General features: G+C 64.5%; 22 protein-coding genes. 8 read left to right on the top strand and 14 right to left on the bottom strand.

Annotated elements, in window-relative coordinates; all coding sequences use genetic code 11:
* Positions 1-27: 27 nt before the first annotated feature.
* The 3 genes from ACSVIE_RS09970 to hrcA are packed head-to-tail and all read right to left on the bottom strand — an operon-like array spanning position 28 to position 2,989.
* Positions 28-798 carry a 16S rRNA (uracil(1498)-N(3))-methyltransferase gene (locus tag ACSVIE_RS09970; RefSeq protein ID WP_442423695.1) on the bottom strand — a complete coding sequence of 257 codons (771 nt, stop codon included), beginning with the start codon at positions 796-798 and terminating at the stop codon, positions 28-30.
* 2 nt (positions 799-800) lie between these two features.
* Positions 801-1,931 (bottom strand): molecular chaperone DnaJ, encoded by a 1,131-nt coding sequence (gene dnaJ / locus ACSVIE_RS09965; RefSeq protein WP_426002779.1) that lies wholly within the window; start codon positions 1,929-1,931, stop codon positions 801-803.
* Between the two features lie 50 nt (positions 1,932-1,981).
* Complete coding sequence (gene hrcA, locus ACSVIE_RS09960) at positions 1,982-2,989, bottom strand: heat-inducible transcriptional repressor HrcA (RefSeq protein ID WP_442423694.1); 1,008 nt, start codon at positions 2,987-2,989, stop codon at positions 1,982-1,984.
* 213 nt (positions 2,990-3,202) lie between these two features.
* On the opposite strand from hrcA, the gene ACSVIE_RS09955 reads away from it, so the two are divergent.
* Together ACSVIE_RS09955 and ACSVIE_RS09950 are read left to right on the top strand one after the other, a co-directional pair.
* Complete coding sequence (locus ACSVIE_RS09955) at positions 3,203-4,051, top strand: DUF3097 domain-containing protein (RefSeq protein ID WP_442423693.1); 849 nt, start codon at positions 3,203-3,205, stop codon at positions 4,049-4,051.
* A 106-nt stretch (positions 4,052-4,157) separates the two neighbouring features.
* Positions 4,158-4,571: a DUF4870 domain-containing protein gene (locus ACSVIE_RS09950; protein ID WP_426002785.1), complete on the top strand. Its 414-nt coding sequence runs from the start codon at positions 4,158-4,160 to the stop codon at positions 4,569-4,571.
* Between the two features lies 1 nt (position 4,572).
* On the opposite strand, the gene hemW is transcribed toward ACSVIE_RS09950, so the two are convergent.
* A complete protein-coding gene (gene hemW / locus ACSVIE_RS09945; protein WP_442423692.1) occupies positions 4,573-5,802 on the bottom strand; it encodes a radical SAM family heme chaperone HemW in 1,230 nt (409 codons plus the stop codon).
* Between the two features lie 2 nt (positions 5,803-5,804).
* A complete protein-coding gene (lepA, locus tag ACSVIE_RS09940; RefSeq protein WP_426002788.1) occupies positions 5,805-7,658 on the bottom strand; it encodes a translation elongation factor 4 in 1,854 nt (617 codons plus the stop codon).
* Positions 7,659-7,814: 156 nt separating this feature from the next.
* Between lepA and ACSVIE_RS09935 the strand changes: the two genes are divergently transcribed.
* Positions 7,815-8,348 (top strand): type II toxin-antitoxin system PemK/MazF family toxin, encoded by a 534-nt coding sequence (locus ACSVIE_RS09935; RefSeq protein WP_442423691.1) that lies wholly within the window; start codon positions 7,815-7,817, stop codon positions 8,346-8,348.
* Positions 8,349-8,515: 167 nt separating this feature from the next.
* On the top strand, positions 8,516-8,776 hold the full coding sequence (gene rpsT, locus ACSVIE_RS09930) for a 30S ribosomal protein S20 (protein ID WP_021470575.1): 261 nt from the start codon (positions 8,516-8,518) through the stop codon (positions 8,774-8,776).
* Positions 8,777-8,890: 114 nt separating this feature from the next.
* Here rpsT and holA read toward each other — a convergent pair whose 3' ends face one another.
* The 8 genes from holA to ACSVIE_RS09890 all read right to left on the bottom strand — a co-directional run bounded on the left by holA (position 8,891) and on the right by ACSVIE_RS09890 (position 20,612).
* Positions 8,891-9,904, bottom strand: coding sequence for a DNA polymerase III subunit delta (holA, locus tag ACSVIE_RS09925; protein ID WP_426002792.1), 1,014 nt, complete (start codon positions 9,902-9,904; stop codon positions 8,891-8,893).
* On the bottom strand, positions 9,826-11,577 hold the full coding sequence (locus ACSVIE_RS09920) for a ComEC/Rec2 family competence protein (protein WP_442423690.1): 1,752 nt from the start codon (positions 11,575-11,577) through the stop codon (positions 9,826-9,828). Before ACSVIE_RS09920 ends, holA begins: the two co-directional genes overlap by 79 nt.
* A gap of 4 nt (positions 11,578-11,581) precedes the next feature.
* On the bottom strand, positions 11,582-12,385 hold the full coding sequence (locus tag ACSVIE_RS09915) for a helix-hairpin-helix domain-containing protein (protein ID WP_442423689.1): 804 nt from the start codon (positions 12,383-12,385) through the stop codon (positions 11,582-11,584).
* Positions 12,386-12,451: 66 nt separating this feature from the next.
* Positions 12,452-13,438, bottom strand: coding sequence for a DegV family protein (locus ACSVIE_RS09910; protein ID WP_442423688.1), 987 nt, complete (start codon positions 13,436-13,438; stop codon positions 12,452-12,454).
* A gap of 59 nt (positions 13,439-13,497) precedes the next feature.
* On the bottom strand, positions 13,498-16,026 hold the full coding sequence (leuS, locus tag ACSVIE_RS09905) for a leucine--tRNA ligase (RefSeq protein WP_442423687.1): 2,529 nt from the start codon (positions 16,024-16,026) through the stop codon (positions 13,498-13,500).
* Between the two features lie 305 nt (positions 16,027-16,331).
* Complete coding sequence (gene glpK / locus ACSVIE_RS09900) at positions 16,332-17,846, bottom strand: glycerol kinase GlpK (RefSeq protein ID WP_442423686.1); 1,515 nt, start codon at positions 17,844-17,846, stop codon at positions 16,332-16,334.
* A 70-nt stretch (positions 17,847-17,916) separates the two neighbouring features.
* Positions 17,917-18,669, bottom strand: coding sequence for an MIP/aquaporin family protein (locus ACSVIE_RS09895; protein WP_426002802.1), 753 nt, complete (start codon positions 18,667-18,669; stop codon positions 17,917-17,919).
* A 158-nt stretch (positions 18,670-18,827) separates the two neighbouring features.
* Positions 18,828-20,612 carry a glycerol-3-phosphate dehydrogenase/oxidase gene (locus ACSVIE_RS09890; protein WP_442423685.1) on the bottom strand — a complete coding sequence of 595 codons (1,785 nt, stop codon included), beginning with the start codon at positions 20,610-20,612 and terminating at the stop codon, positions 18,828-18,830.
* Positions 20,613-20,735: 123 nt separating this feature from the next.
* Here ACSVIE_RS09890 and ACSVIE_RS09885 point away from each other — a divergent pair, with 123 nt between their 5' ends.
* The 4 genes from ACSVIE_RS09885 to ACSVIE_RS09870 are packed head-to-tail and all read left to right on the top strand — an operon-like array spanning position 20,736 to position 24,644.
* Positions 20,736-21,698 carry a sugar-binding transcriptional regulator gene (locus ACSVIE_RS09885; protein WP_426002805.1) on the top strand — a complete coding sequence of 321 codons (963 nt, stop codon included), beginning with the start codon at positions 20,736-20,738 and terminating at the stop codon, positions 21,696-21,698.
* A 34-nt stretch (positions 21,699-21,732) separates the two neighbouring features.
* The gene (locus ACSVIE_RS09880; RefSeq protein WP_426002807.1) at positions 21,733-22,614 is read left to right on the top strand and encodes an aldo/keto reductase; all 882 of its coding nucleotides are present in this window, start codon (positions 21,733-21,735) and stop codon (positions 22,612-22,614) included.
* Between the two features lie 9 nt (positions 22,615-22,623).
* Positions 22,624-23,565 carry an alpha/beta fold hydrolase gene (locus ACSVIE_RS09875; protein WP_426002809.1) on the top strand — a complete coding sequence of 314 codons (942 nt, stop codon included), beginning with the start codon at positions 22,624-22,626 and terminating at the stop codon, positions 23,563-23,565.
* Positions 23,562-24,644 (top strand): glycosyltransferase family 4 protein, encoded by a 1,083-nt coding sequence (locus ACSVIE_RS09870; RefSeq protein WP_426002810.1) that lies wholly within the window; start codon positions 23,562-23,564, stop codon positions 24,642-24,644. Before ACSVIE_RS09875 ends, ACSVIE_RS09870 begins: the two co-directional genes overlap by 4 nt.
* On the opposite strand, the gene ACSVIE_RS09865 is transcribed toward ACSVIE_RS09870, so the two are convergent.
* The gene (locus ACSVIE_RS09865; RefSeq protein WP_442423684.1) at positions 24,641-26,758 is read right to left on the bottom strand and encodes a primosomal protein N'; all 2,118 of its coding nucleotides are present in this window, start codon (positions 26,756-26,758) and stop codon (positions 24,641-24,643) included. The genes ACSVIE_RS09870 and ACSVIE_RS09865 overlap by 4 nt on opposite strands.
* Between the last annotated feature and the right edge of the window lie 40 nt (positions 26,759-26,798).

The raw sequence follows: 26,798 nt of genomic DNA, 5'->3' as shown, positions 1-26,798 counted from the left end.
GTACCCGGGCGGAGCTGTCGGCAGCGCCTACCAGCGTCCCAGGACATCGCTGGCAAGAACGACGGCGGCAGGACCCGCCGTCGACGACCGCAACACGTGGTGACCCAAGAGCGCCGTAACGGCCCCCGCGTCACTGAGCCGGGTAACTTCCCGCGGTGAGATGCCGCCTTCCGGTCCCACGATCAAAAGCACTTCAAGGGGTGCTTCTGTCCCGTCAGCCACCAGGCTTGCCGCTTCCAGGACAGACCGCAGGGAGTTCCTGGCGTCCTCATGCAGGATGATGGCCATGTCTGCTGCCGCGACCGCCTTGGACAGGCCGGCCGAGTCCGCCACAGGACGAACCTCGGGTATCCAGGACCTGCGGGCCTGCTTGGCCGCAGCTGCCACCACGGACTGCCACTTGGCATGGGCCTTGGCTGCCCGGTCGCCCTTCCACCGGACAATGGAACGTTCGGCCTGCCACGGCACCACCGCATCAATTCCAAGCTCGGTAGCCGTCTCAATGGCCAGCTCGTCGCGGTCGCCCTTGGCCAAGGCCTGGACAAGCACCAGACGGACCGCAGGGCGCTGCTCGAAGGAAACCTCACCGGCCTTAACGGACAACGACCCCTGCCCGGCTTCAACCACCGTCCCGGTGAGGCGGGTCCCGGCGCCGTCGGTGATGTCCACGGATTCACCGGCCACGATCCGCTTTACCGTGACAGCGTGCCGGGCTTCCTGTCCGTCCAGGACGAACACCGAGCCCGGCCCGACGCCATCCAGCGCACCCGGCGAGGCGAAGAAAACGGGATTGCTCACCGCTACAGGTTACCGAGCTTGTCCCGGAGCTTGGCGAACATGCCGCCGCTGGCCACCAGCTTGCCCTCCGTGAACTGTTCCCCGCGCAACTTGGCGAGCTGCCTTAGCAGGTCTTCCTGCGCCGCATCCAGCTTGCTGGGCGTCTCAACATGGAGGTGCACTTTTAGGTCGCCGCGGCCATACCCACGCAGGTGTGTCACACCGAGACCACGCAGGGTGATGATTTCACCGGATTGGGTTCCGGACTTGACGTCGATTTCCTGCGGGCCGTCAAAGGTTTCAAGGTTCAATTCGGTGCCGAGCGCGGCTGCAGTCATCGGCACGCTCAACGTTGCGTGGAGGTCGTCGCCTTCCCTGACGTACGTGGGATCGTTGTTGACCCGGATCTCCACGTACAGGTCGCCGGCCGGACCACCTGCAGGACCGGCCTCGCCCTGGCCGGAGAGCTGGATACGGGTTCCTGTGGCTACACCCGCGGGGACCTTGATGGTGAGCGAACGGCGGCTGCGGATACGTCCCTGGCCGCTGCACTCGTTGCACGGATCCTTGATGATGGTGCCGAAGCCCTCACAGGAACCACAGGGTGCCGTGGTCATCACCTGGCCGAGGATGGACCGGACCGCGCGCTGTACCTGGCCGCTTCCGCCACAGATGTCGCACCGCTCCGGATGCGTGCCCGGGCGGCAGCAACTGCCGTCACAGGTGGGGCATACGACGGCGGTATCTACTTCAAGCTTCTTATTGACACCGAAGACGGCATCCTTGAGGTCGATCCTGACGCTGATGAGGGCGTCCTGTCCGCGGCGTACACGGGAAGCCGGGCCTGCGTGGCCGCCTGCGCCACCGCCGAAGAAAGTATCGAAGATGTCCTGGAACGCGAAACCCTGGCCGGAGTAGCCGCCACCGAACCCGTTGTCGGTACCGTTCTCGTTGCCGGTTGCATCGTAGACCCGCCGCTTCTGGGGGTCGGACAGGACTTCGTAAGCATGGGTCACTGCTTTGAACTGTTCCGCGACGTCCTCGCCCGGGTTGACGTCCGGGTGAAGCTTTCGTGCCAACTTTCGGTACGCCTTTTTGATCTCTTCTCCGGTCGCTTCCGGGGAGACTCCCAAAACGTCATAGTGGCTGCTCAAAGTCGGTATCTCTTCCTTGTTGTACTGCAGTTCTTTACCCCGGGGCTGCTTCAGCCACCGAGAATTCGTGACAGGTATCTGGCCACGGCGCGTACCGCGGCCATGGTGGTGGGATAGTCCATCCTGGTGGGACCAAGGATTCCGACTTTGGCTCCCGAGCCGTACCCGGTAGCCACCACCGATGCTTCCGCCAGCCCGTCGTAGGGGTTCTCGCGCCCGATGCTGACCGTTACACCCCGTGGGTCGTCGCCCATATCCGACAACAACCGGAGCATGACCACTTGTTCCTCAAGGGCTTCAAGAACCGGGCCGATGCTCAGGGGAAAGTCGACGTTGGAGCGGGCCAGGTTGGCAGTTCCGGCCAGCAGAATCCGCTCCTCCCTGCTGGTATCGCTCAAAGTTTCGAGTCCGTGGGCAAGTCTCTGCGCCAGGCCCCGGAGCTCGGGACGGCACAGCGCGACCACCGAGGGAAGAACCTGGGGCAGGAGGGACAACTGCGTGCCGGCAATGCTGCCAAGGAACTTGGAGCGCAGAGCCATCAGGGCGTCGTTGGAGACCTCAGATCCGGTCTCGATGACTTTCTGGCCCACGCTGCCGGTGTCGGCGATGAGGACTGCCAGTACCTGGGTTGGGCCCAGGAGGACGAATTCCACGTGGCGTACCAGGGCTTGCTTGGAGTGGGGATACTGCACCACGGCCACCTGGTTGGTCAGCTGGGACAGCAGCCGTACGGTCCGCTCCAGGATGTCATCAAGATCATCCGGTCCTTCAAGCAGGGAATGGATGGCGCGCCGTTCCGCAGCAGACAGAGGCTTGACCTGTGAGATCCGGTCCACGAACAGGCGATAGCCCTTGTCCGTGGGAATGCGCCCCGCACTCGTGTGCGGCGCTGCGATGAGGCCTTCCTCTTCCAGGACCGCCATGTCGTTCCTGATGGTGGCACTGGACACGCCAAGATGGTGCCTCTCCACCAACGCCTTTGACCCCACGGGCTCCCGGGAGTGTACGTAGTCCTCAACGATGGCACGGAGCACTTCAAGCTTGCGTAGCTCACTCATTGCAACACCTCCTGACGACTTTCCCCGGTCCCGCCGACCACTGATCGCGGGACAGACGGCTCACACCGTTTTTAGCACTCAACATGCCCAAGTGCTAATAGTCTAGTATGCGCCCCGGCGTTGTTAGCATGGAAACCGCCCGCCGGGATGTCGGGCGCGGGCCGCGCACCCTTGCCGTCCTGCTAATCCCGCCCAGCTACGAGAGGCAGGCCCTTGGCCTTTGACACGTGGGGTCCCACCGATCTCTCCGCCCCGGCCAAAACCGGGCTCCCTGAGGTCGCCGTCCAGCGGGGCATGGTCCTGGAGGACGTGCAGTCCGGCTGGGTGGGAGAAGTCACGCGCGTGGAGAAATCCGGCGGAATGCATATCGTGTCGCTGGAGGACCGCCGGGGCAAGACCAAATCCTTTCAGCTCGGTTATGGCTTCCTTCTGGAAGGCCAAGCCATCCGGCTCATGCCGCCCGCGGCGAAAGCGCCCGCCTCGCCGGCAGGTGGCCGTACAGCATCCGGCTCGGTGCGGGTGGAGGGCCAGCGGGCCCAGGTAGCCAAGGCGAGCCGCATCTGGGTTGAGGGCAAGCACGATGCCGAACTCGTGGAAAAAGTCTGGGGTGACGACTTGCGGGCCGAGGGGATCGTGGTGGAACCACTGCACGGCGTGGATGACCTTAAGGCCGCGATTGCCGCCTTCAAGCCTGGTCCCGGGCGTCGGCTTGGCATCCTGGTGGACCACCTTGTGGCCGGCTCCAAGGAATCCCGGATCGCTGCGGAGGCGATGACGTTTCCCGGTGCCACGGGAAACGTACTGATTGTCGGGCACCCTTATGTGGACGTATGGCAGGCGATCAGACCCAAAGTCCTCGGCATCGAGCAGTGGCCCTCAGTTCCCAGGGGCATGGACTGGAAAACGGGAATCCTGAAGGCTTTTGGGTGGCCGCACACCACCGCCGAGGACATCGGCCTGGGCTGGCAGCGGCTCCTGGGGGCGGTACGTACCTACGCCGATCTCGAGGCCTCGCTGTTGGGGAGGGTGGAAGAAGTCATCGACTTCCTCACGGTCCCTTAGCGGAAATTCCCGGCGCGGGTCACGGCACCGTGGTCCCGGAACCCGGCCGGGACACAGTATTCTGGGACAGCAAGACCGCAGCACCTCGAAGCAAAGGGAACACACCGTGGCAGACAACGCACCTGATGAGCCGGGCCGGGCCGCTGGTCAGCCCCAGTACCATGGCGCACCTGCGAACGCACTCCCCCTGACCGCAGGCGAAGACCGCCAGTGGGCCACCTTGGCGCACTTCGGCGGCATCCTGGGCTGCATTCCCTCCCTGCTGATCTACCTGATCTTCAAGGACCGCGGGCCCTTCACGGCCCAGGAATCCAAGGAAGCACTGAATTTCACGCTTCCTCCCACCATTGCCGCCGCAGTGGCGAACATCCTGGTGCTCCTGCCGGTGGTGGGCAACATCTTCGCGGTCATTGCCACAGCCATCTGGGTGGCCCTGACCTGCTTCTCCGTCTCAGCCGGTATCCGCGTCAACCACGGGCAGCCGCACCGCTACCGGTTCAACCTCCGCTGGATCAAGTAGCTCACTCCGGCAAGATCCTGCGGACAACAGCATCGGCAAGCAGCCGCCCCTTGAGGGTGAGCTGCAGACTGCCCCGGAAGGCAGCCGCCGGGTCCACCAAACCATCGGCGATCAGCCCGGCCATGGCGTGCCGGCCGGAGCCACCCAGGGCATCAACGAGCAGACCCGAGGCGAGCCTCGCCTCCAGCATGATGCGCTCCACTTCCCGGGTTCCGGCGTCGAGCGTTTCGCGCCCGGCGGCCGGTGAGCTCCCAGCGGCCAGCCGCGAGGCGTAGGCCACAGGGTGCTTGACGTTCCACCAACGGACGCCGCCCACATGTGAGTGGGCGCCGGGGCCGATTCCCCACCAGTCGTCGCCGCGCCAGTACGCGAGGTTATGGCGGCAAGCCTGGTCCGGGGTCCGCGCCCAGTTACTGACCTCGTACCACTCCAGGCCGGCCTGGGAGATCAGGGCGTCGGCGAGTTCGTACTTGGCCGCGTGATCGTCGTCGTCAATACCCGGCACCTCACCGCGGCGGATTTGGGCGGCAAGCTTGGTGCCGTCTTCAACAATCAGCGCGTAGGCACTGATGTGGTCGGGTTCGTAGGAGAGGGCAGTTTCCAACGAGGTCTGCCAGTCCTCCATCGATTCCCCCGGTGTGCCGTAAATGAGGTCAAGGCTGACCGCCAGGCCTGCTTCCCTGGCCCATTGCACCACCTGGGGGACTTTACTGGGAGTATGTGTGCGGTCGAGGACCTTGAGCACATGCGGCACGGCCGACTGCATTCCGAAAGAAACCCTGGTGAACCCCGCGTCGGCCAGCACCTGCAGGGACTCCGGAGTAACGGAATCCGGGTTGGCCTCAGTGGTGACTTCGGCACCGGGCGCAAGGCCCCACTCCGCGACTGCGGCACGCAGTATCCGGGCGAGGTCCCCGGCAGGCAGCAGCGTGGGCGTTCCGCCGCCGAAGAACACAGTGCTCAGCGGGCGGCGCGGCACTCCGGAAGCGTCCAGTGCCGATGCCGCGAAAGCGACTTCGGCAACCGCGGTGCCGGCGTACGCATCCTGAGACGCGCCTCCACCCAGTTCCGTGGCAGTGTACGTGTTGAAATCGCAGTACCCGCACCTGACGGCGCAGAACGGGATGTGGACATACAGCCCGAACCTGCGGTGTTCGACGCCGGACTGCACCTGCGGGGGCAGCAGGCCGTCCGCAGGTGCCGGGTCGCCCAAAGGAAGGACGCTGGGCATGACTACTTCTTGGCCTTGTCCTTGGACTCGTCGGTGGTCAGCGCCGCGATGAACGCCTCCTGCGGCACCTCCACGCGCCCAACCATCTTCATGCGCTTCTTGCCTTCCTTCTGCTTTTCCAGCAGCTTGCGCTTACGGGTGATGTCGCCGCCGTAGCACTTGGCAAGAACATCCTTGCGGATGGCCCGGATGTTTTCACGGGCGATGATGCGGGAACCGATCGCAGCCTGGATGGGAACTTCGAACTGCTGGCGCGGGATCAGCTCGCGCAGCTTGGACGTCATCATCACACCGTAGGCGTATGCCTTGTCGCGGTGCGTAATGGCGCTGAAGGCATCCACCTGTTCGCCCTGGAGAAGGATGTCCACCTTGACAAGGTCGGCCACCTGCTCGCCGTCGGCCTTCCAGTCCAGCGAGGCGTAGCCCCGGGTCTTGGATTTGAGCTGGTCAAAGAAGTCGAACACGATTTCCGCCAGCGGAATCCAGTAGCGCATCTCGACGCGGTCCTCGGACAGGTAGTCCATGCCCCGCATTTGACCCCGCCGGTTCTGGCAGAGTTCCATGATCGCGCCCACGAACTCGTTCGGCGCAAGGATGGTCGCCGCCACCATGGGTTCGCGGACTTCGTTCACCTTGCCCGTGGGGAACTCGGACGGATTGGTCACAGTGGCGATCGACTTGTCCTCGAGGGTGACCTCGTACACCACGTTGGGAGCGGTGGAAATGAGGTCCAGGTTGAATTCGCGTTCCAGCCGTTCGCGGACGATCTCCAAGTGGAGGAGGCCGAGGAAGCCGACACGGAAGCCGAAGCCGAGGGCCGCGGAGGTTTCCGGCTCGTAGACCAGCGCAGCGTCATTGAGCTTCAGCTTGTCCAAGGCCTCGCGGAGGTTGGGGTAGTCCGTGCCGTCCAACGGGTAGAGGCCCGAGAAGACCATGGGCTTGGGATCCTGGTAGCCCCCAAGGATCTCCTGCGCAGGCTTGGCGTGGTTGGTCACGGTGTCGCCTACCTTGGACTGGCGCACGTCCTTCACGCCGGTGATCAGGTAGCCGACCTCGCCGACGCCCAGCCCCTTGGACGGGACCGGCTCCGGCGAGCTGACGCCGATCTCCAGCAGCTCATGGCTCGCCTTGGTGGACATCATCTGGATCCGCTCCCTCGGCGAGAGCTGGCCATCCACGACACGCACATAGGTGACGACACCGCGGTAGGTGTCGTAGACGGAGTCGAAGATCATGGCACGCGCAGGAGCATCGGCGTTGCCCACCGGGGCGGGAATGTCACGGACAATCCTGTCCAGCAGGGCCTCGACCCCCACTCCGGTCTTGCCGGAGACCTTCAGGACTTCCTCCGGGTCGCCGCCAATGAGGTTGGCAAGCTCCTCCGCGTATTTTTCGGGCTGTGCTGCCGGAAGGTCGATCTTGTTCAGGACCGGGATAATCGTGAGGTCGTTCTCCATGGCCAGGTACAGGTTAGCCAGGGTCTGGGCCTCGATGCCCTGCGCGGCGTCCACCAGCAGCACGGCACCCTCGCACGCGGCCAGTGACCGGGAGACCTCGTAGGTGAAGTCGACGTGCCCGGGAGTGTCGATCATATTGAGGGCGTAGGGCGTGCCCTCAACCTCCCATGGCATGCGGACTGCCTGGGACTTGATGGTGATTCCACGCTCCCGCTCGATGTCCATGCGGTCCAGGTACTGGGCCTTCATGTCGCGCTGTTGTACGACGCCGGTGAACTGCAGCATGCGGTCGGCCAGGGTCGACTTGCCGTGGTCGATGTGGGCAATGATGCAGAAGTTCCGGATGATGGCCGGATCTGTTGCGGCGGGCACCGGTGCGGTGCGGGCCATGGGAGACACGCAGGATCCTTACTGTCGACACTCACACGGCTTTTCCACCGGCTTTGCTATGGCTGGCCGGGACGCGCCGTATCTCTGATCCTCTAGTCTCCCATGAACCAGTGCTCCGCCGTACATCCGGGACCGGACAGGTGCTATGCAAGGTAGCTTTGGTGCATGGCTTTTGACTTGCGCCCTCTTGGCAGACTGGTATTGCGTTCACTCAAAGCACTGGGTGCCGGGTCAAAGCCGGGCACCCCCGCACCTTCCGCCCAAAGGCATGGCCGGGCGCCCGGCGCCGGAAAACAATCCATCGCCTATCCGGGCGACTTCACCGGCACGGCCCGCATGAACTATGCGCCAAAGCCGGACGGGCAACCGGATCCCGGGGAGATTGTCTGGAGCTGGGTCCCTTACGAAGAGGACCACTCGCGGGGCAAGGACCGTCCGGTCCTGGTGGTGGGACGCGACGGAGGCTGGCTGCTGGGCCTCATGCTGACGTCCAAGGACCACGACAACGGATACCGTGCGGGCGACTACGTTGATATTGGAAGCGGACCATGGGACCGCCAAGGACGACCCAGCGAGGTGAAACTGGACAGGGTCATCCGCCTGGATCCACAGACTGTCCGGCGTGAGGGTGCGGTCCTGGGCCAGTCGCGGTTCAATGCCGTGTCCAAGGCCATGAAGGAACGGCATCAGTGGAACTGACCACGGCTCGCAACGCCGCCGGTCTTTCTGCTAGTATTTGTAGCTGTGTGTCCGTGCAGGTCGACGGTCACGCATGGTTGGCTGCCATAGGCATCCCCACGCCGCTCAGTCGATGGCCAACCTGATAACCCTCTAGACCATTTCCGCATTAAAAAGAGAGTTCATACGTGGCTAATATCAAGTCCCAGAAGAAGCGCATCCTCACCAACGAGAAGGCTCGCCTGCGTAACAACGCCGTCAAGTCCGAGCTGAAGACTGCCATCCGCGCCGTCAACACCGCCGTTGCGTCTGCTGACAAGGATGCTGCTGCAACTGCACTTGTTGCTGCCAGCCGTAAGCTGGACAAGGCTGTCAGCAAGGGCGTTATTCACAAGAACAACGCTGCAAACCGCAAGTCGGCGATCTCCAAGAAGGTCAACGCACTCTAAGGTTTTCCAGTTCGACTGAGCTGATGAGAGGCCGGTACCCCGCGGGGTACCGGCCTCTCGCCGTCTGCCGCGCCAACGGGGCTGCCTCGCGCGTCAACGGCGCTGCCTCGCGGGTCAACGGCGCTGCGCGGACGTGGCAATCACTGTGACCGCATGTTCCACTGCATAGACAGGGTCCCTGGACAGCCCCTTCACCTGGGCATCAGCCTCGGCAACAACCTGGATTGACCGGATGAGCCCCTCGGGGGTCCATCGACGCACATCGCGCTGGGCCTGTTCAACAAGCCACGGCTGCATGCCGAGGTTCCTGGCGATGGACGCAGCAGAACCCTGTGCGCCCGCTACCTTGGCCAAGGTCCTCAGCTTTGCGGCCAGCGCTGCAACAAGCGGGACAGGGTCGACGCCCGTGGACAAGGCGTGGCGCAGCGTCGACAGGGCCAGCGGCCCGTTGCCGGCCATTGCAGCGTCCGCCACCTTGAAAGCGGTCGCCTCCACCCTGCCGCCGTAGTACCGCTCCACTGTCGCCGCGTCCACCGTAGTGGTGGCGTCAGCAATGAGCTGGTTGCATGCGGCCGCCAGTTCGGAAAGGTTGGCCCCCACGGCATTGACCAGCGCCTGGACGGCTTCTCCCTCTATCCGGCGGCCTCCGGCCTTGAATTCCGAGACGACGAAGGCCGTCTTGTCCGAGTCCTTCTTCAGTGGCTGACAATCGACGAGGGGCCAACCCGCTGATTTGACCGCGTCCAGCAGCTTCTTTCCCCGGGTTCCGCCCGCGTGCCTCAGCACCAGGACGACGTCCTCTTCAGGGTTGGAAAGGTATGCGAGTCCGTCGGCCAGGAAAGCATCGTTCATGGCTTCCAGGCCGTCCACCTCGATGAGCTTCCCTTCGCCGAAGAGCGAAGGGGCTACAGCCATGGCCAACGATCCGGCCTCGTAGGAGCCCGCGGACAGCCTGGTGAGCTCAACATCGGGAGACGAGGATCGTACCTGCGCCCGGATACTGTCCATGGCACGGATCCCGAGGTACTCTTCCGGGCCGCTAACCAGCACTACCGGAGCCGGCGATGCGTCCCGCCAGGTGATCTGGTTCGCTGCTGCGCTCCTGGCCCGCGTGTTTTGGGCAGCCACTGGTACTTCCTTCCGGACGTTTTGGTGCAGATACCAAGTTTGCCATGCCCAGGGCGCGCATCGCGCCGGTTCGCGGGGGCAGCTCTGCGTGACGGCCGGTTGCCTCCGGCCCTCTCCAGGGCAACCACCAGCCGGTGATGAAGGGCAAGAACTCCGGTCCGGACACCACGCGGATGCAGCACGGCCCACACCACCATGACGGTCATTACGGACAACGTACACATCGCCAGGACACCCACCGGCCCTTCAGCCCAGGGCAGCGCGGCCCCAGGAAGCGCTGCAAAGAACCTGGCGATCCCGGCCACCACACCGGCGCACGCTCCCGCGACAGCCAGCGGCACAACCGCCAGTCCGGGATGGACGGCGCTCAGGGGAACGGCAATGGTTCCAAGGATGGTTATGGGAGCTACGAAAAGACCGGCAAGAAGATTCGCAGGCAGCGCGTAGGGAGACAACTGGGGCTGGAGCATGACGATGACCGGTCCGCACAGAACCTGTGCGGACAGCGGAACAGCGAACCCTGTGGCCAGCCATGCAGGCAAGCGTCCCGGGAGCCACGAACCGATCCGGGTGGCGAGGAGCACGATACCCAGGGTGGCGAGGACCGATAAGAGGAAGCCTGGGCTGCCGGCCAGGGCAGGCTCTGCAGTGAGGAGGACAATGATGGCCGCGAAGAGAAAAGACAGTGACGTTCCCCGGTGTCCACCCATGAGCGGCACCAGCCCCGCACAGCCCATAAAGGCGGCCCGAAGGACACTGGGTTCCGTCCCCACCAGCACGACGAACGCCGCCAGCCCGCCGGCAGCGAAAGCGGCGGCCGGTGGCCTGGGGAGGCGAAGGGTCCTGGCCAGAACGATGAAACCGCCAAGAACCAACGAACAATTAGCGCCGGAAACGGCCGTCAGATGCGTCATGCCTGTGGTTTGCATGTCGAGTTCCAGAGGTGCCGGCAAGGACGTGGTGTCTCCCGTGACCATTCCCGGCAGCAACCCGGCGGCATCGGGGGGCAGCCACGCCGCCGACGTGCGGAACTGCGCCCTGAGCCGGGCAGCTGCGTTCACAAGGCTCCACTCCTGTCCCACCAGTTGCGGCTTGGTGGAAGCAGACAGGACCATGGCCCCGGCGCTGCCCGGCCCCGGCTCTTTGAGCCTGCCTATGGTGCGGACGCGCGTGCCGGGCCGGACACTGCTCCACTCCCCGGTCCCCAGCACCACCAGCTGCGCGGCTCCTTGAACCACCTGCCCCTTGGCGGTCATCCTGACCATGGTTGCCGGCACCCGCCATAGTCCTCCGTCTCCCCGCCCCGGAAACGGCAGGGCCGTGGGTACGCCCGAGATCTCCACCTCGGCCACGACTGCGCCGCCATCCTGCGGTGCAGCTGCCAGTGGTCCGTCCTGCCGCTGGACAGCATCCGCGGCAGCGTGCCCGGTAGCTGCAGCTGACACGGCACAGGCCAACGCCATCGTGGCCCACATGGTCCGGCGGCGGTGTCCGCCCCTGCGCCGCAGGCCTGCCGTACCCCAGAGAACAAGCGCCAGCACCAACAGGGCAGCACACATCACAAATGCCTGCATGGCGGGAACGGCAGTGGCCACAAGTACTGAAAGCCACGTGGTGGTAACGGCAGGCAGCAAGCGCAGATCAAGGCGGCGCGGAGAATCTGCGGACTGCACGACTTCACCCACCCTGCACCGTCACCAGGTCCCGCAACTGCTCCATGAGTTTGGGACCGACCCCGCTGATGGCATCCAGCTCGTCCACGGAAGAGAACGGGCCGTGTTCCTTGCGCCAGTCAACGATCCTCCGGGCCATGACAGGCCCCACTCCGGGCAGGGTTCCCAACTCCTCAGCTGATGCGGAATTAAGATTGATGCCGTTTCCCGGACCGTCCGCAGGCGTCGGACCTGTTGATCCGTCCTGTACACCAGCAGGAGGAGCTTCCCCGGCCACCGGAACGTGGATTTTGGCACCGTCCGCCACGGTTGCCGCGAGGTTGAGCTGGTCCAACCGGGCACCGGGCGCCGGTCCTCCCGCGGCCTCAATGGCCTGGAATACCCTGCTGCCCTGGGGCAGGGACACGACTCCCGGCTTCGGCACGGCACCTGAAACATGGACCAGAAGCTGGGCGGTGGGCGTGGTGGTGCCGGGCGTGGTGGTGCCGGGCCTCTCCCCTTCCGGCCCGGAGACTTCCGTTGCAGCGGGCGGTTGGCTGACTGGCTCTGTGACCATCTGCCCGGCACGCGCCTGCCAGAAGAACCAAACCAGAAGCAGTACTCCACCCAGCAGGACCACCACGACGGCCCGCCATGGAGTCCGCCAGCGCAACCGGGGAGGCGAGGCGGCATGATCCCCTGCCATGCGGTCCTCTTCCGGAAGGTCCAGAAGCGGTGGACTCCCTTCAGGGGCCAGTCGGGAGGCAAAGCGCTGCCGGACAGCCTGGGCTGCGGCGTCCTGGGACGCATCCGGATTCCAGCGGGGCATGGATCGAGCCTATGCGGGATCGACGGCGCGCCGTGCGGCCGTATTTGCCTATGTGGAAAAGCAGGATCAGGGTTCCTGCGCCGTGCTGCCTTCCCCCACGATGACTGCCAGGACACCCAGCCCTGCGTGGGCTGCCAGAACGGCCGGCAATGCGCTGATTTGCGGAGCAGGACAACCAGGCAAAGCCTCCTGCAACCTTGCCACCAGGGTTTCCGCTTCCCCCGGGTTTCCAAAATGATGCACCGCGAGCCGGGACCGGCCGTCCGGCCGGGAACGGACCTCAGCAGCGACGATTTCCTCGAGCCGCGCGACTGCCCGTACCGCGGACCGGACCTTTTCCAGCGGCACGATCCTGCCGCCGTCGACCGCCAGGATCGGTTTGATGGACAGGACGGTCCCCAACAGCGACGCGGCGGCGCCGATCCGGCCACCGCGCCGGAGCTGTTCGAGGCTCGGCACGTAGAAGTAGACCTTGGTCTTGTCCATTTGCTGCTGCGCATAGTCACGGACTTCAGGCGCAGCCTGTCCGGCCGCCGCGGCGACCACGGCCCCTTGGACACCCATCCCCTGCGCCATCCCCACGGTGCGGGAATCAACGACTTCCACCGGAATCGTCACGCGGGCAGCAGCGAGGCGGGCGGCGTCGGCGGTTCCGGAAAGTTCAGACGAGATATGGATGGAGACGACGGCCTCAAATCCACGGCGTTGGGCGGCCAGGTACGCCTGTTCAAATTGCCCGGGTGAGGGACGCGATGTCTTCACCGAGGCGCCGGAAGCGAGTGCCAGCGACAACGTCCGGGTGATGTCGTCTTCACCTTCGCCATAGATCTCGTTCCCCACCATCACGGGCATGGGAACAACGGCCAAACGACCGTCGGCTGTAAAAGCGGATACCCACTCAGCGGGCAGTGCCGCGGCCGAATCGGTGACCACAGCAGTCTTGACGACGGCGGCAAGCGGCTCGTCAGCGACAGGAACCGGCGCCGCTGGTTGCCGGAGGCGCGCCACCCTTTCCTTGAGCCACATCCAGGCGGGTGGTTCTCGCTCAGGCACGCAACCTCCAAAGACGATGGCCGGCCGCCGGCACAGTGCCGGCGGCCGTGCAATCCCTGCTAGGCAGGGACGATGTTCACCAGTTTAGGTGCCCGCACGATCACGGTGCGGATGCCACGGCCGTCCAGGGCGCGCTGGACGTTCTCCGAAGCCAAAGCGAGTTCGCGGAGCTCGTCTTCGGCGATGTCCGGGGACACCTCCAAGCGATCACGGACCTTGCCCTGGACCTGGACAACGGCGGTCACCGTCTCCTGGACCAGGAGCGCTTCGTCGTGCGACGGCCATCCTGCGTTGGCCACCGATGCGGGATGGCCCAGGGCGCTCCAAAGGTCCTCTGCCGTGTACGGCGCGAAGAGGCTCAGGATCACTGCCACGGCTTCGACGGCCTCGCGCACAGCGGGGTCGGCTGCCCCCGCACCGGAGTCGATGGCCTTGCGCGTGGCGTTGACGAGTTCCATCAGTCTGGCCACAACGACGTTGAACTTGTTGTTGTCCAGCAGTTCGGCAGAGTCGGCGATGGTCTTGTGCGTGACCGTCCGCAGCGCCCGGTCACCGGTGGCCGGATCAGTACCGGGTTCGCTGGTGACGTCCTGGCCCAGGCGCCACGCCCGCGCCAGGAACTTGGCGGATCCGGACGGCGATACATCCGCCCAGTCGACGTCGTCTTCCGGCGGGGAGGCAAAGACCATGGTGAGGCGGACGGCGTCGACGCCGAACTTGTCCAGCTGCTCGCCGAGGTCCACACCGTTGCCGAGGGACTTGCTCATGGCCTTGCCGCCATTGAGGACCTGGCCTTGGTTGAGGAGCGCGCTGAACGGCTCGTTGGCCTCGATCAGGCCGAGGTCCTTGATGACCTTGGTAAAGAAGCGGGCGTAGAGCAGGTGCAGGATGGCGTGTTCCACGCCGCCAACATACTGGCCGACGGGCATCCAGTCGTTGATCTTCTCCGGATCGAACGGTCCCTCCGTGTAGTCCGGGGAAACGAAGCGCAGGAAATACCACGATGAGTCGACGAAGGTGTCCATGGTGTCGGTGTCGCGCTGTGCAGCGCGCCCGCAGTTGGGGCACTCGACGTTGACCCACTCGACGGCCGCCGCCAGCGGTGAGGTGCCCTTGGGAGCCAGGGCTTCGCCCCGCAGGTCGTCCGGGAGCCGGACAGGCAGTTGCTCATCAGGAACCGGAACTTCACCGCATTCGGCGCAGTGGATGATGGGGATGGGCGTGCCCCAGAACCTCTGGCGGCTCAGCAGCCAGTCGCGGAGCCGGAAATTGACGAACTTTTCGCCCGTGCCCAGCTTCTCCAGGATGCTGATGGCTGCGGGAATTGCCTCGGCCTTGCTGAGGCCATCCAGTTCGCCGGAGTTCTTGAGGATGCCCTCGCCTGCGGTGGCGGTGCCGCTTTCTGCCGGGTCGTCGTCGCCGGTTTCGAGTACGGCACGCACGGGAAGCCCGAATGCCTTCGCAAAGTCGAGGTCGCGCTGGTCATGGGCCGGAACGGCCATGATGGCGCCCGTCCCGTAGTCGGCCAGGACATAGTCAGCAGCCCACACCGGCAGTTTTTCGCCATTGAGCGGGTTGATGGCGTAGCGACCGGTGAAGACACCGGTCTTTTCACGTTCCGTGGACTGGCGCTCGATCTCGGAGAGCGCCTTGACCTTTTCCCGGTATGCCATGAGTTGGTGATGCTGTTCGGGCGTCACCAGGTCAAGGGCCAGGTGTGCGTCGGCGGCCACCACGAAGAACGTTGCACCGTACAGGGTGTCGGGGCGGGTGGTGAAGACGGTGACTTCGCGCTCGGGGCGGTCTTCCGTTGCCTCGATGACGAACCTGACGTGGGCACCTTCGGAGCGACCGATCCAGTTCCGTTGCATGGCCAGGACACGTTCCGGCCAGTGTCCCTGCAGCTGGTCCATGTCATCCAGCAGGCGATCCGCGTAGTCGGTGATCTTGAAGTACCACTGGTTCAGGGACTTCTTGGTCACAGCGGTGCCACAGCGTTCACAGGCGCCGTTGACTACCTGCTCGTTGGCCAGGACGGTGAGGTCCTTGGGGCACCAGTTGACGGGCGAGTCCTTGCGGTAGGCCAGGCCGCGCTCGTAGAAGCGCTTGAACAGCCACTGTGTCCAGCGGTAATACTCCGGGTCGGAGGTGTGGAGCCGGCGCGACCAGTCGGCGGAGATGGCATAGCGCTTGAAGGATGCGGCCTGGGTGTCGATGTTTGCGTAAGTCCACTCACTGGGGTGGGCGTTGCGCTTGATGGCCGCGTTTTCTGCGGGCAGGCCAAACGAGTCCCAGCCGATGGGATGCAGGACATCAAAGCCCTTCTGGCGGAGGTACCGCGCAACAACATCGCCCATGGCGAAGGCCTCGGCGTGGCCCATGTGAAGGTCGCCGGAAGGGTAGGGAAACATGTCCAGCACGTAGCGGCGCTCCCGGGAGCCGTCATCCGCAGGGGTGAAGACCTTGAGGTCTTCCCAGACCTGCGGCCACTTCGCTTCCAACGCAGCAAAACTGTAGACGCCTTCTTCAGGCGCTCCAGCTGCGGCTGCCTGTGCTGTTCCGGTCTCTGTCTCCGGCTGAACGCTCACTGCTGCCCTCTTCTGTTCTCTGATGGCGGTTGCTCCTGCTATGGCCCGGTACACCCCGGACACACAAAAGCCCCTCGACAATGGAGGGGCGGCCGCACGGCTGTAGGTGCCGGGCGGCTAGCTAAGCAGAAGGATCGCACGCATAGATCTACAATAGCGCACCTTACTAACTCTCCAGTCGCCACGAGCGGCTTGAGCAGGCCGGCAAACAGAGATGCCGTGCCGATAAGGGGGCCCGGGAGCGGCTGCGGGCGTCCGCGAAGCGGGCGGGGCCCCCTTATCGGCTAAGGCATGGTTACCCTGGACTACTTAACGTCCTCGTCCACCCAGTCCATGGACTTGGTCACGGCCTTCTTCCAGAGCCGCAGTTGCCGGTCCTGCTCTTCTGCAGGCAATTGCGGTTCCCAGCGCTTGTCCTCGCCCCAGTTGGCGCTGAGCTCGCCGAGGTCGTTCCAGAATCCTACGGCGAGGCCGGCCGCATAGGCGGCACCCAGCGCCGTCGTTTCGATGACTTTGGGCCGGACCACGGGTACGCCGAGGATGTCAGCCTGGAACTGCATGAGCGCATCGTTGGCGACCATGCCGCCGTCGACCTTCAACTCGGTGAGCGGGACGCCGGAGTCGGCGTTGACGGCGTCCAGCACCTCGCGGGTCTGGAACGCCGTTGCCTCGAGCGCGGCACGGGCAATGTGGCCCTTGTTGGCATACCGGGTGAGGCCAACGATCGCACCGCGGGCATCGGCACGCCAGTACGGTGCAAAGAGGCCGGAGAAGGCCGGAACGATGTACACGCCGCCGTTGTCCTCCACACTGGCTGCGAGTTCCTCCACCTGGGGCGCGGAGCTGATCATTCCCAGGTTGTCACGCAGCCACTGGATCAACGAGCCGGTGACGGCGATGGAACCCTCCAGTGCGTAGTGCGGCTTGTCGTCGCCCAGCTTGTACCCGAGGGTGGTCAGCAGCCCGTTCTTCGAGTGGACGATTTCTTCGCCGGTGTTGAAGATCAGGAAGCAGCCGGTGCCGTAGGTGTTCTTTGCCTCACCCGGCTGGAAGGCAGCCTGGCCGAAGGTTGCTGCCTGCTGGTCACCCAGGATGCCGGCCACGGGAGTTTCACGCAACAACTGCGACGTATGCACGTTTCCATAAACCTCCGAGGAGGACTTGATGGCGGGCATCATGGACGCAGGAACGCCAAAGATGTCAAGGATTTCCTGGTCCCACTGCAGGGTTTCGAGGTCCATGAACAGCGTGCGGGAGGCGTTGGTGACGTCCGTGGCGTGGACACCGCCGTCGGTACCGCCGGTGAGGTTCCAGAGAACCCAGGCGTCGGTGTTGCCGAACAGGAGGTCACCTGCCTCGGCACGTTCGCGGGCCCCGTCCACGTTGTCCAGGATCCACTTGATCTTGGTGCCGGAGAAATAGGTGGCCAGGGGGAGCCCGACTTTTTGTTTGAACCGGTCTCCCCCGCCGTCCCTGGCGAGTTCATCGACGATGGGCTGGGTACGGGTGTCCTGCCAGACGATCGCGTTGTAGACCGGCTCGCCGGTGTTCTTGTCCCACACCACGGCCGTTTCACGCTGGTTGGTGATGCCGACGGCGGCAATATCGTGGCGCGTCAGGTTCGCCTTGGACAGGGCGGAGGCGATGACCTCGCGGGTGTTGTCCCAAATTTCGACGGCGTTGTGTTCCACCCAGCCGGCCTGCGGGAAGATCTGCTCATGTTCCATCTGGCCCGAGGAGACAATGCTCCCGGAGTGGTCGAACACGATGGCGCGCGTGCTGGTGGTGCCTTGGTCGATGGCGATGACGTATTGGTTCACGGTGACGTCCTTGTCTTTGTCCTGGATGTTTTGCTGTTGAGATTTGTTGTGCTGGAAAGGGTGGTGCGTGTCAGCCCGCAATGGCGGGCATGATGTCCGGGACCCACAGGGCGATGAGACCGGCGAGGGCGCCGCCCACCAGGGGCCCGACGACAGGAATCCACGAGTATGCCCAGTCGCTGGAGCCCTTGCCCTTGATGGGCAGGACTGCGTGGGCGATGCGCGGCCCGAGGTCGCGGGCCGGGTTGATGGCGTAACCGGTGGGACCACCGAGCGAAACGCCGATGCCGACCACCAGAAGGGCTACAGCCAACGGCCCCAGACCGGAAGGGGTGCCGCCGAAGGTCAGGATCACGAAAACCAGGACGAAGGTGCCGATGACTTCGGTGACCAGGTTCCAGGGGGTGGACCGGATGGCGGGACCGGTGGAGAAGGTACCCAGTTTGTTGGCGGCCAGGGGCTCGGCATCGAAGTGCTGCTTGTAAGCGAGCCAGCAGGCAACGGCGCCAAGGAATGCACCGAGGAGTTCGCCGCCGAAATAGACCAGGGTGGAAGCGAAGTCCACAGCTACTCCGGGTGCGTATTCAGGCTTCCCGTTGACGAGCAGGCCCAGCGTCACGGCCGGGTTGAGGTGTGCGCCTGACTTGGCAGCCACGAAAACGCCCGCGAAAACTGCAACGCCCCAGCCCCACGTCACCATCAGGAACCCACCGTTGTTGCCCTTGGTGCCTTTGAGCGCAACGTTGGCCACGACGCCGCAGCCCAAAAGGGTCAGCATCGCGGTTCCGAATACTTCGGAAAGGAAAACTATTCCAAGAGACATCTTTGACTCCTCATTGTTCTGTTGTCAGTTCCCTCCTGCGTGAAGGAACCGTCGGAACGGCACCGGGCGCCGGTGCCGTTCCTGGTGGCCGGTCCGGTGGGGACCGGCCATCCCCTTGTCCTCCCGTTGCCGGGACGAACGGGTTCAGGGTCGCCGGGTCAGGCGACGAGGCTGTGGACCTCAACCTTGTGGAACCGCTTCAGCACCTCCTCGGCGTGACGGATCTCGGCTTCCGTTGCCGCGGCGTCCCAGCCCATTGGGCCGGCCAGAACGGCTGCGGCCTCATTGAGCAGTTCACCGGTCACCAGTCCCCGGAACGCCAGTGACGTGCGGCGGATCAGGACGTCCACCAGGTGTCCAACCTGCTCATGTGCGGCCATGAACTGGAGTTCCCTGACGCTGAGTTCACGGGTGGAACGCAGCGGACTGTCCGTTCCTGCGTTGAGGTACTCGATAACGGCACCGGCCCTTGTCCCATATCGGGTCAGGAGACCAGCGACGCGGTCAGCATCCAGGCCGGGACCCATGTGCTTCTTGATCCATTCCTGTTCACCGTGCGGGGTAGCAGGGAAGCCGGCGCCGCCCCCGATGGCGAGCTTCGCCGTCGAGACCTTGCGTTCCTTGCCGAGCTCGCGCAGGATGTCGTTGGTCATGTGTTCAGCCAGCGCCCGGAACGTGGTCCACTTGCCGCCCACCAGGCTGAGCACGACGGCGGCCTTGCCGCCGGGGGTCGCAACCGCACCTTCACCGGTGCGGACACTGCGTTCGATCCTGTAGTCCCTGGATACAAAGCCAGGTTGGGTAGCGTCGTGGCGCGGCAGCGGACGGACACCGGAGAAGGTGTAGACGATGTGGTCCCGGTTCACGCTGACCGTGGGAAAGACATGTCCAACCAGGTCGAAGAAGTAATCGATCTCAGCCTCGGTGCAGACTGCATCTTCTGCCATGTCGGCATCCACATCCGTGGTGCCTACCAGGACCCTGTCGCCCATCGGGTAGATCAGCACGATCCGGCCGTCTGTGTGCTCAAAAAAGATTTCGCGTCCATTGCAGGCGGCCAGGAGTTCGGGGTGGTCGAGGACGATGTGGGAACCCTTGGTGCCGCCCATGAAGCGGCTGGCGGAGCCCATGGCCTGGTTGGTGAGGTCGACCCATGCACCGGTGGTGTTGACGATGACATCGGCGGCAAAATCGAATTCTTCACCCGTCAGTTCATCCCGGAGGCGCGCACCGTTGGGCCCCATGGAGACCAGGGAGACGTAGTTGCTGGCACGGGCACTGCCGCCCGGAAGGCTGCCGCTGCGTCCGGCCTTTTCACCGTCCTGGAGTACGTCAAGGGTCAGCCGCTCCGGATTGTGGACCGAGGCGTCGAAGTAGGTTGCGGCGTACTTGATTCCGGGATGCAGGCGCGGAAGTTCGGCCAGGGCCTTGTCACGCCTGCGGAATTGGTGCCGTGGCACGGTGCCGCCGTCACGCGAGAAGAAGTCGTACATGGTCAGGCCGGCCTTGATGAGGAAGGCGCCGCGTTCCTTGGGCTTGCCCTGCTTGTGGGTCAGGAAACGCATCGGTGCGGACAGGATCCCGGAGAACGTGCTGAAAATCGGAATCGTGGTCTGCAGGGGCTTGACGTAGTGCGGGGCTATGCGCAGGAGGCGGTTGCGTTCAACCACCGACTCCTGGACGAGCCGGAATTCTCCATTTTCCAAATAGCGGATACCGCCGTGGATCATGTGGGAGGAAGCGCCGCTGGCACCTTGGCAGTAATCTCCACGCTCCACGAGGGCGACGTCGATGCCCTGCAGTGCGAGGTCGCGGAAGGTCCCGACACCGTTGATCCCGCCCCCGATGATCAGCACCTGCGCTGAAGGCCGGTTGCGCAAAGCAGCCGCGGATTCACGCGGTTGTGCAGCACCTGGATTAACGGAATGCCTGTTGTGTCCCAAAACTGCTCCTTTGGGCTTGGTTTGTGCGCGGCGCTGGCCGCCGGTGCACCTTTCACCACCTAATCTGGCGAAGGTGGAAAATGGAGTCAAGCTATTTGCACAAACGTGCAGGAAGGAAGTGAGATGGGACGCTCACGTCACTCAGACGCGCTCAGGGCCGCACAAATGTATTACTTGCAGGACCTGACCATGGATGCCATCGCCCGCGAACTCAGGACCTCGCGCTCAACGGTTTCGCGTCTCCTGTCCTCTGCAAGGGAGACCGGACTGGTCCAGGTACAAATCCGAAGTCCACTGGATACTGCTCCTGAGTTGGAAGGCCAGATCCGGGACAAGTTCGGCGTCGACGTCCATGTGGTTCCCGTGCTGGATACCCTCAACGAAGCCGAAACGCTGGACCGTGTGGCCATGCAGGCGGCCCGGACCATCGCCCCGCTGGTCGACTCGAATGCCATTATCGGGGTCGCCTGGGGCGCCACGCTCAGCGCCGTGAGCCGGCACCTCACCCGGAAACTGACGCACGACAGCATCGTTGTCCAGCTCAACGGAGCAGGGAACATGCAGACCACCGGCATCACCTATGCCAGCGACATCATGCGGCGTTTCGGCAATGCCTACGGGGCGAGGGTTGAACAGTTTCCCGTGCCGGCGTTCTTCGACCATGCCTCCACCAAGACGGCCATGTGGAAGGAACGCAGTGTGCAACGCATTCTGGACCTGCAGGCCAGGATGAGCATCGCCATCTTCGGCGTCGGGTCGGTCGACTCGGACTATCCCAGCCACGTCTATGCAGGCGGGTACCTCGATGAGCACGACCTCAGCCTGCTGGCGGCCGACGATGTGGTGGGCGACGTTGCGACAGTCTTCTTCCGCAGCGACGGATCCTCCGACGGCATCACCCTGAACGAAAGGTCCACCGGTCCCAGCCACGAGCAGCTGCGCCAGGTACGCCGGCGGATCTGCGTGGTCTCCGGCGCCTCCAAAATCAATGGACTCCAGGGTGCCTTGGCCGCGGGGTTGGCCACCGACCTCATCCTCGACGAGGCTTCGGCACGCCGCCTGGTGAGTTTCACCAGCCAACCCTGAAAGATTCTGCCGGGGAATGGGTAGAGTCGTTGCTATGACTTTCCCAGCCCGGCTGACCCTGAACAACGGCGTATTAATGGACCAACTGGGGTTTGGACTCTATAAGGTGCCGCCCCGGGACGCAGAGGCCCTGGTCCGCACAGCGCTGGGCGAAGGCTACCGGCGGTTCGACACCGCAGCCATGTACGGCAACGAGACCGGCGTGGGGCGGGCCATCGGAGGAGCAATCGGGGACGCCAGCGAGGCCAATGCGGGTACCGGCGGATCCGGTGAATCCTCGCATGTACTGACCCGCGAAGACGTCTTTGTCACCACCAAGGTCTGGAATGACGACCACGGCTACGACGCCACCCTCCGCGCGTTCGACTCGTCCATGGCCAACCTCGGCCTGGATTATCTGGACCTCTACCTCATCCACTGGCCTTGCGCCGGGCGGGGCCTCTTCCTGGAAACGTACAAAGCCATGGAAACGCTCTACCGGGAGGGCAAGGTGCGTGCGATCGGCGTGTCCAACTTCCAGCCCGGCCACCTGGAGCAGCTCATGGAGAAAGCCGAGGTTGTCCCTGCCGTCAACCAGATCGAACTGCACCCCTGGCTGCAGCAGACCAGGCTGCGGACCTTGCACGACCAGCTCGGTATCCGCACCGAGGCATGGAGCCCCCTGGGGCGCGGACAGGTTCTGGCGGACCCTGCGATAGCCCTGATCGCGGAAAAGCATGGGCGCACACCTGCCCAGGTCATCCTGCGTTGGCACCTCCAGCTGGGCAACCTGGTCATTCCCAAGGCCAGCTCACCCGGGCGCATCAAGGAAAACTTCGGCGTCTCAGGCTTCCAGCTCACCCCGGAAGACATGGACGGCCTGGCCGCCCTGGAACGCCACCACCGTACGGGTTCGCACCCTGACAACGTGAACTAGGAGTTGTGGATGGAAACCGTGGACACCACGCACAATCCCGGCGCCGAGTCCGGCGGACGATTCTTCAGCCCGGGCCTTGCCGCAAGAACCTCTGCGTCCACCGTGGAAATCAACGGCGGCGCAGTTGCGTACTGGACCTACGAACCCGTCAAAGCAACCGCGGACACGCGGACCATCCTGGTCATCCACGGGTTCCGTGGTGACCACCACGGGTTGCTGCGCGTTGCGGACCAGCTACCGGACATGCGCATCATCATGCCGGACCTGCCCGGGTTCGGGAGCTCAGAACCTTTCACGGACCACGAGCACTCCGTTGCCGGTTACGGCCGGTTCATCTCCGGGTTCATGGAAGCCCTGGACCTCGGCCCAAGCACGGTCCTGTTGGGTCATTCCTTCGGATCCATCGTGGCGAGCCACTTTGCCGCCGCGAACCCAGGGAAGGTCTTCCCGCTGATCCTCATCAACCCCATCGCGGCACCGGCGTTGGAGGGCCCCAAGGGCATCATGACCAAACTGGCCGTCTTCTACTACCAGGCATCTGCCCGGTTGCCCAGGGCACTGGGGCTGGCCATCCTCAGGAACCGGCTGATCGTCCGCGTCATGAGCGTCACCATGGCAAAGACCAAGGACAGGGAGCTGCGCCGCTTCATCCACGGCCAGCACGATGCCTACTTCAGCGCCTTCGCCAACAGGAACAGCCTCCTGGAATCCTTCAAAGCCTCCGTTTCAGGGACCGTGGCCGACGTTGCCGGGGAACTCCGGCTGCCTGTGCTTCTGGTGGCCGGTGAAAAGGACGAAATCGCGACCCTTCCCAACCAATACAAACTCATGCAGCGCCTGCCGGACGCGAGGCTGGAAGTGATTTCCGGCGTCGGACACCTCATCCATTACGAGACACCGGCACCGGCCGCTGCCGCCATCCGCACCTTCCTGGAGGACCACCCGGCGTGAAAATTGTCATCGATGCCCGCTTTACCCGAACGGACCACCACGATGGCATCAGCCGCTATGGTTCGAGCCTCATTGCTGCGACGGCAAAGATTGCCGACGTCACCATGCTCATCAACGACAAGAGGCAGCTCGCCCTGCTCCCCGATGTCCCTTGGGTGATGGTCAACAGTCCCTTGTCCCCGCTGGAACTCTTTGTGGCCCGGAAGGTCAACTCATTGGGTGCCGACGTGGTGGTTTGCCCCATGCAGACCATGGGAACCATCGGACGCAAGTACGGCTTGATCCTGACCCTCCATGACCTCATCTACTACGAACACCCCACTCCCCCGGGCTTTTTGCCGGCTCCGGTGCGGTTGCTCTGGCGCCTGTACCACAAGGCTTTCTGGCCGCAAAGGGTGCTCCTGAACCGTGCGGACGTGGTGGCCACCATCAGCCGGACCACTGAAGCGCTCATGGCCAAGTACCGACTGACCCGCCGCCCGGTGCGGATTGTGGGCAATGCACCACAGCCGGGTCAAACTCCGCGCGATCCTGCAAGCGGTACCGACAAGACGCTGTTGTACATGGGATCCTTCATGCCCTACAAGAATGTGGAAACCATGATCCGGGGCATGGACGGTTTGCCGGACCACACGCTGCACCTGCTGAGCAGGATTACGCCGGAGCGCCGGGCTGAACTCGAAGCACTGGTGCCCCCCGGCGCCAGGGTGGAGTTCCACAACGGCGTCTCCGATGAGGAGTACGAAAAGCTCCTCAACCGCGCCACCGCGCTGATCAGTCTCTCCCGGGCCGAAGGCTACGGTCTTCCCCTGGTGGAAGCCATGGCACTCGGAACCCCCGTCATCGCCAGCGACATCCCCATCTTCCGGGAGGTCGGCGGTGATGCCGTGAGTTACGTCGATCCCGGCTCGCCGGAAGCGTTCGCCGCAGCCGTCATGGAACTGAGCGACGAGGCGCTGTGGCAGGAACGGAGCCGCCGTTCGGTGGAACGGGCCTCAGGCTTCGATTGGAATGAATCTGCCCGGCAACTCCTTGCCGCAGCCGAAGAAGCCGTGGCCCTCCACAGCAGGCAGCGCTAGAGGACGTCCACGCCGTCCAGCCGCAGTTGCACGGGACCGGACAACCGCTTGGCCGCTTGGGCTGCCTTGACCGCACGCATGGTCCTGGTAGCGTCCGCAGCTTCTGCATACGGAAGGAAGAAGAGCGTGCGGGCCTCGGTGTCAGCTTCGGGAGAAGCGGCGGAGGCGGGTGCGGCAGCACTCGGCACGGCAGCAAGCTGCAGCGGAGCCGGACCCACGCTGCGCAGCCTCCGATCGGAGGGGACTGCCGCCTCCAAGGCCGCCGTGAAGGCCACGACGTCGGCCCGCGGACCTGTGACCGAAGCTACCCGGACCGCGGGTGGCAACTGCAACTCTTTGCGAAGCGCCAGTTCGCGGGATGCGTAGCCTGGCGCATCCCAGCGGACAAGGGCTCCAGTGGCCGTGGTGTCGTCCGCTGTGACGACCACCAGCCCTCCCTGGCCGGAAGGGCGGACCAGTGCGGCGGCATTGAACCAGCGTCTGAGGGTGTCCTCCCCCGCCCGCAGGTTTTCCCGCCGCAGCAGTGAATTCCCATCCAGCAGCAGTGCCGCAGCGTAACCGCCGTCGGCCACCGGCTCAGCACCTACGGTGGCCACCACCAGGGCCGGGGCATCGGTGACCGACGCTTTGATGTTGTCCCCGGATGACGTGATCACCGCGGTACCGGGAAACGCACGCCCAAGCTCTTCAGCGGTACGTACCGCCCCCGCTGTTCCCCGGCCGAGACGTGTGCCACGGCAGTTCCGGCACCGCCACTGCGGCGCCGGTGTGGAACACCACCGGCAGGCAGGAATCGCAGAGCTGGCTGCCAACGCCAAGGGACCTTGGCAGGCACTGCACCGGGCCGGTTCCCTGCACGTCCCGCACACCAGGGACGGGGCGTATCCGGCTCGTGCCACCTGTACGAGGACCGGGCCACGCTCCAGCCCCTCTTTGGCTGCACGCCAGGCTACGCCGGGCAAGCGGGCGATGCCGGCCAGGGGATCACGTTCCTGCTCATAGCTGTCCGCTGAGTTCACCACCCGGGGCATGGTGGATCGGATCACTTGCCGCGGCGCTTCGATCGGCACGGCCCACTGCACCTCCACGAGCCGCTGCAGCTCGGTGCTGCGGCTGTGCGATGCCAAAAGGCAGGCAGCATTCTCCTGCGATGCGCGCAGCAGCAGAACCTCCCGGGAGTGGGCATAGGGTGCACGTTGGTCCAGATGCAGGTCATCGGCGTCGTCCCAGCAAACCACCAACCCCAGGTTCCTGACGGGTGCGAACGCTGCGGAGCGGGTTCCGATAGCCACCGACGCTTCGCCCGTGAGCAACCGCATGAAGCTCCGGTACCGCGGTGTCTGGCCGTCGTCTGCTGTCAGCCGGGCGATGTCACTGGCGGGCAGGAGTTCGCCAAGCGCCGCCTCCAGGCGTGCAAGGTCGCGGTAGTCGGGAACCACCACCACGGCTCCGCGGCCTGATGCCCGTACTGCGGCAACCGCCGCGGCGACGACCGCGGGCCAGCCCTCCGACCCAAAGCCCTGCAAGGCGGTCAGGACTGCCTTGGGTGCTCCTCCCCCTGCCACGTGCTGCAGGAATGCCGGACCGTTGACATAGGACGACCATGCCGTGGGATCCAAGGCTCCGTCCGTTGTGCCCGGACGGCCGGCCAGGCCGGTGGCCTCGCTGGAAGCGAACTCCTTCTCCACTTTGGCCACCCGGGGCGGAACGGCTGTCCTGAGGACATCGCTGAGTGTTCCTGCGTACCGTGCGGCCACGGCACCAGCAAGTTCCAACACCGCGGGCGTTAAGACCGGAACAGCGGAAACGACCTTGTGCAGGGGGATCAGTGGATGTCCGGCATCGGAGTCTGCCTGCCGGCCGATCACAAAACCGTTGAGGTCCTGGCCATTGAACTTCACCTTGACCCGGACGCCCGGCACGGCGAGGTCTTCCAGGTCCCGGGGCACGCTGTAGTCAAACGGCCTGTCCAGATGCGGCAAGGGAGAGTCCAGCACCACCCTTGCTACGGGGTCGGAAGCCGCAAGCGGCGGCCCGCCGGTAGCCGGCTTGGCCGGAAATCCCTGAAGCAGGGAGGGCTGAAGCAACGCAGGCTGCGTCTCGTGTGCTGCCACTGCTCCACCTCCGACTCGTACTGATGGTCCCGGCGCCTCA

The organism is Paenarthrobacter sp. NCHU4564 (assembly GCF_052156435.1).
In the GTDB taxonomy this organism is placed as follows: domain Bacteria; phylum Actinomycetota; class Actinomycetes; order Actinomycetales; family Micrococcaceae; genus Arthrobacter.
The sequence above is the reverse complement of the archived record's forward strand: the minus strand, read 5'-3'. Positions and strand labels throughout refer to the sequence as shown.

Excerpts from the sequence above, each read along its gene's own strand:
- hrcA (WP_442423694.1), bottom strand. The coding sequence starts at position 2,989 with ATGAGTGAGCTACGCAAGCTTGAAGTGCTCCGTGCCATCGTTGAGGAC.
- hemW (WP_442423692.1), bottom strand. The coding sequence starts at position 5,802 with ATGCCCAGCGTCCTTCCTTTGGGCGACCCGGCACCTGCGGACGGCCTG.
- ACSVIE_RS09935 (WP_442423691.1), top strand. The coding sequence starts at position 7,815 with ATGGCTTTTGACTTGCGCCCTCTTGGCAGACTGGTATTGCGTTCACTC.
- ACSVIE_RS09915 (WP_442423689.1), bottom strand. The coding sequence starts at position 12,385 with ATGCCCCGCTGGAATCCGGATGCGTCCCAGGACGCCGCAGCCCAGGCT.
- ACSVIE_RS09895 (WP_426002802.1), bottom strand. The coding sequence starts at position 18,669 with ATGTCTCTTGGAATAGTTTTCCTTTCCGAAGTATTCGGAACCGCGATG.
- ACSVIE_RS09885 (WP_426002805.1), top strand. The coding sequence starts at position 20,736 with ATGGGACGCTCACGTCACTCAGACGCGCTCAGGGCCGCACAAATGTAT.
- ACSVIE_RS09880 (WP_426002807.1), top strand. The coding sequence starts at position 21,733 with ATGACTTTCCCAGCCCGGCTGACCCTGAACAACGGCGTATTAATGGAC.
- ACSVIE_RS09875 (WP_426002809.1), top strand. The coding sequence starts at position 22,624 with ATGGAAACCGTGGACACCACGCACAATCCCGGCGCCGAGTCCGGCGGA.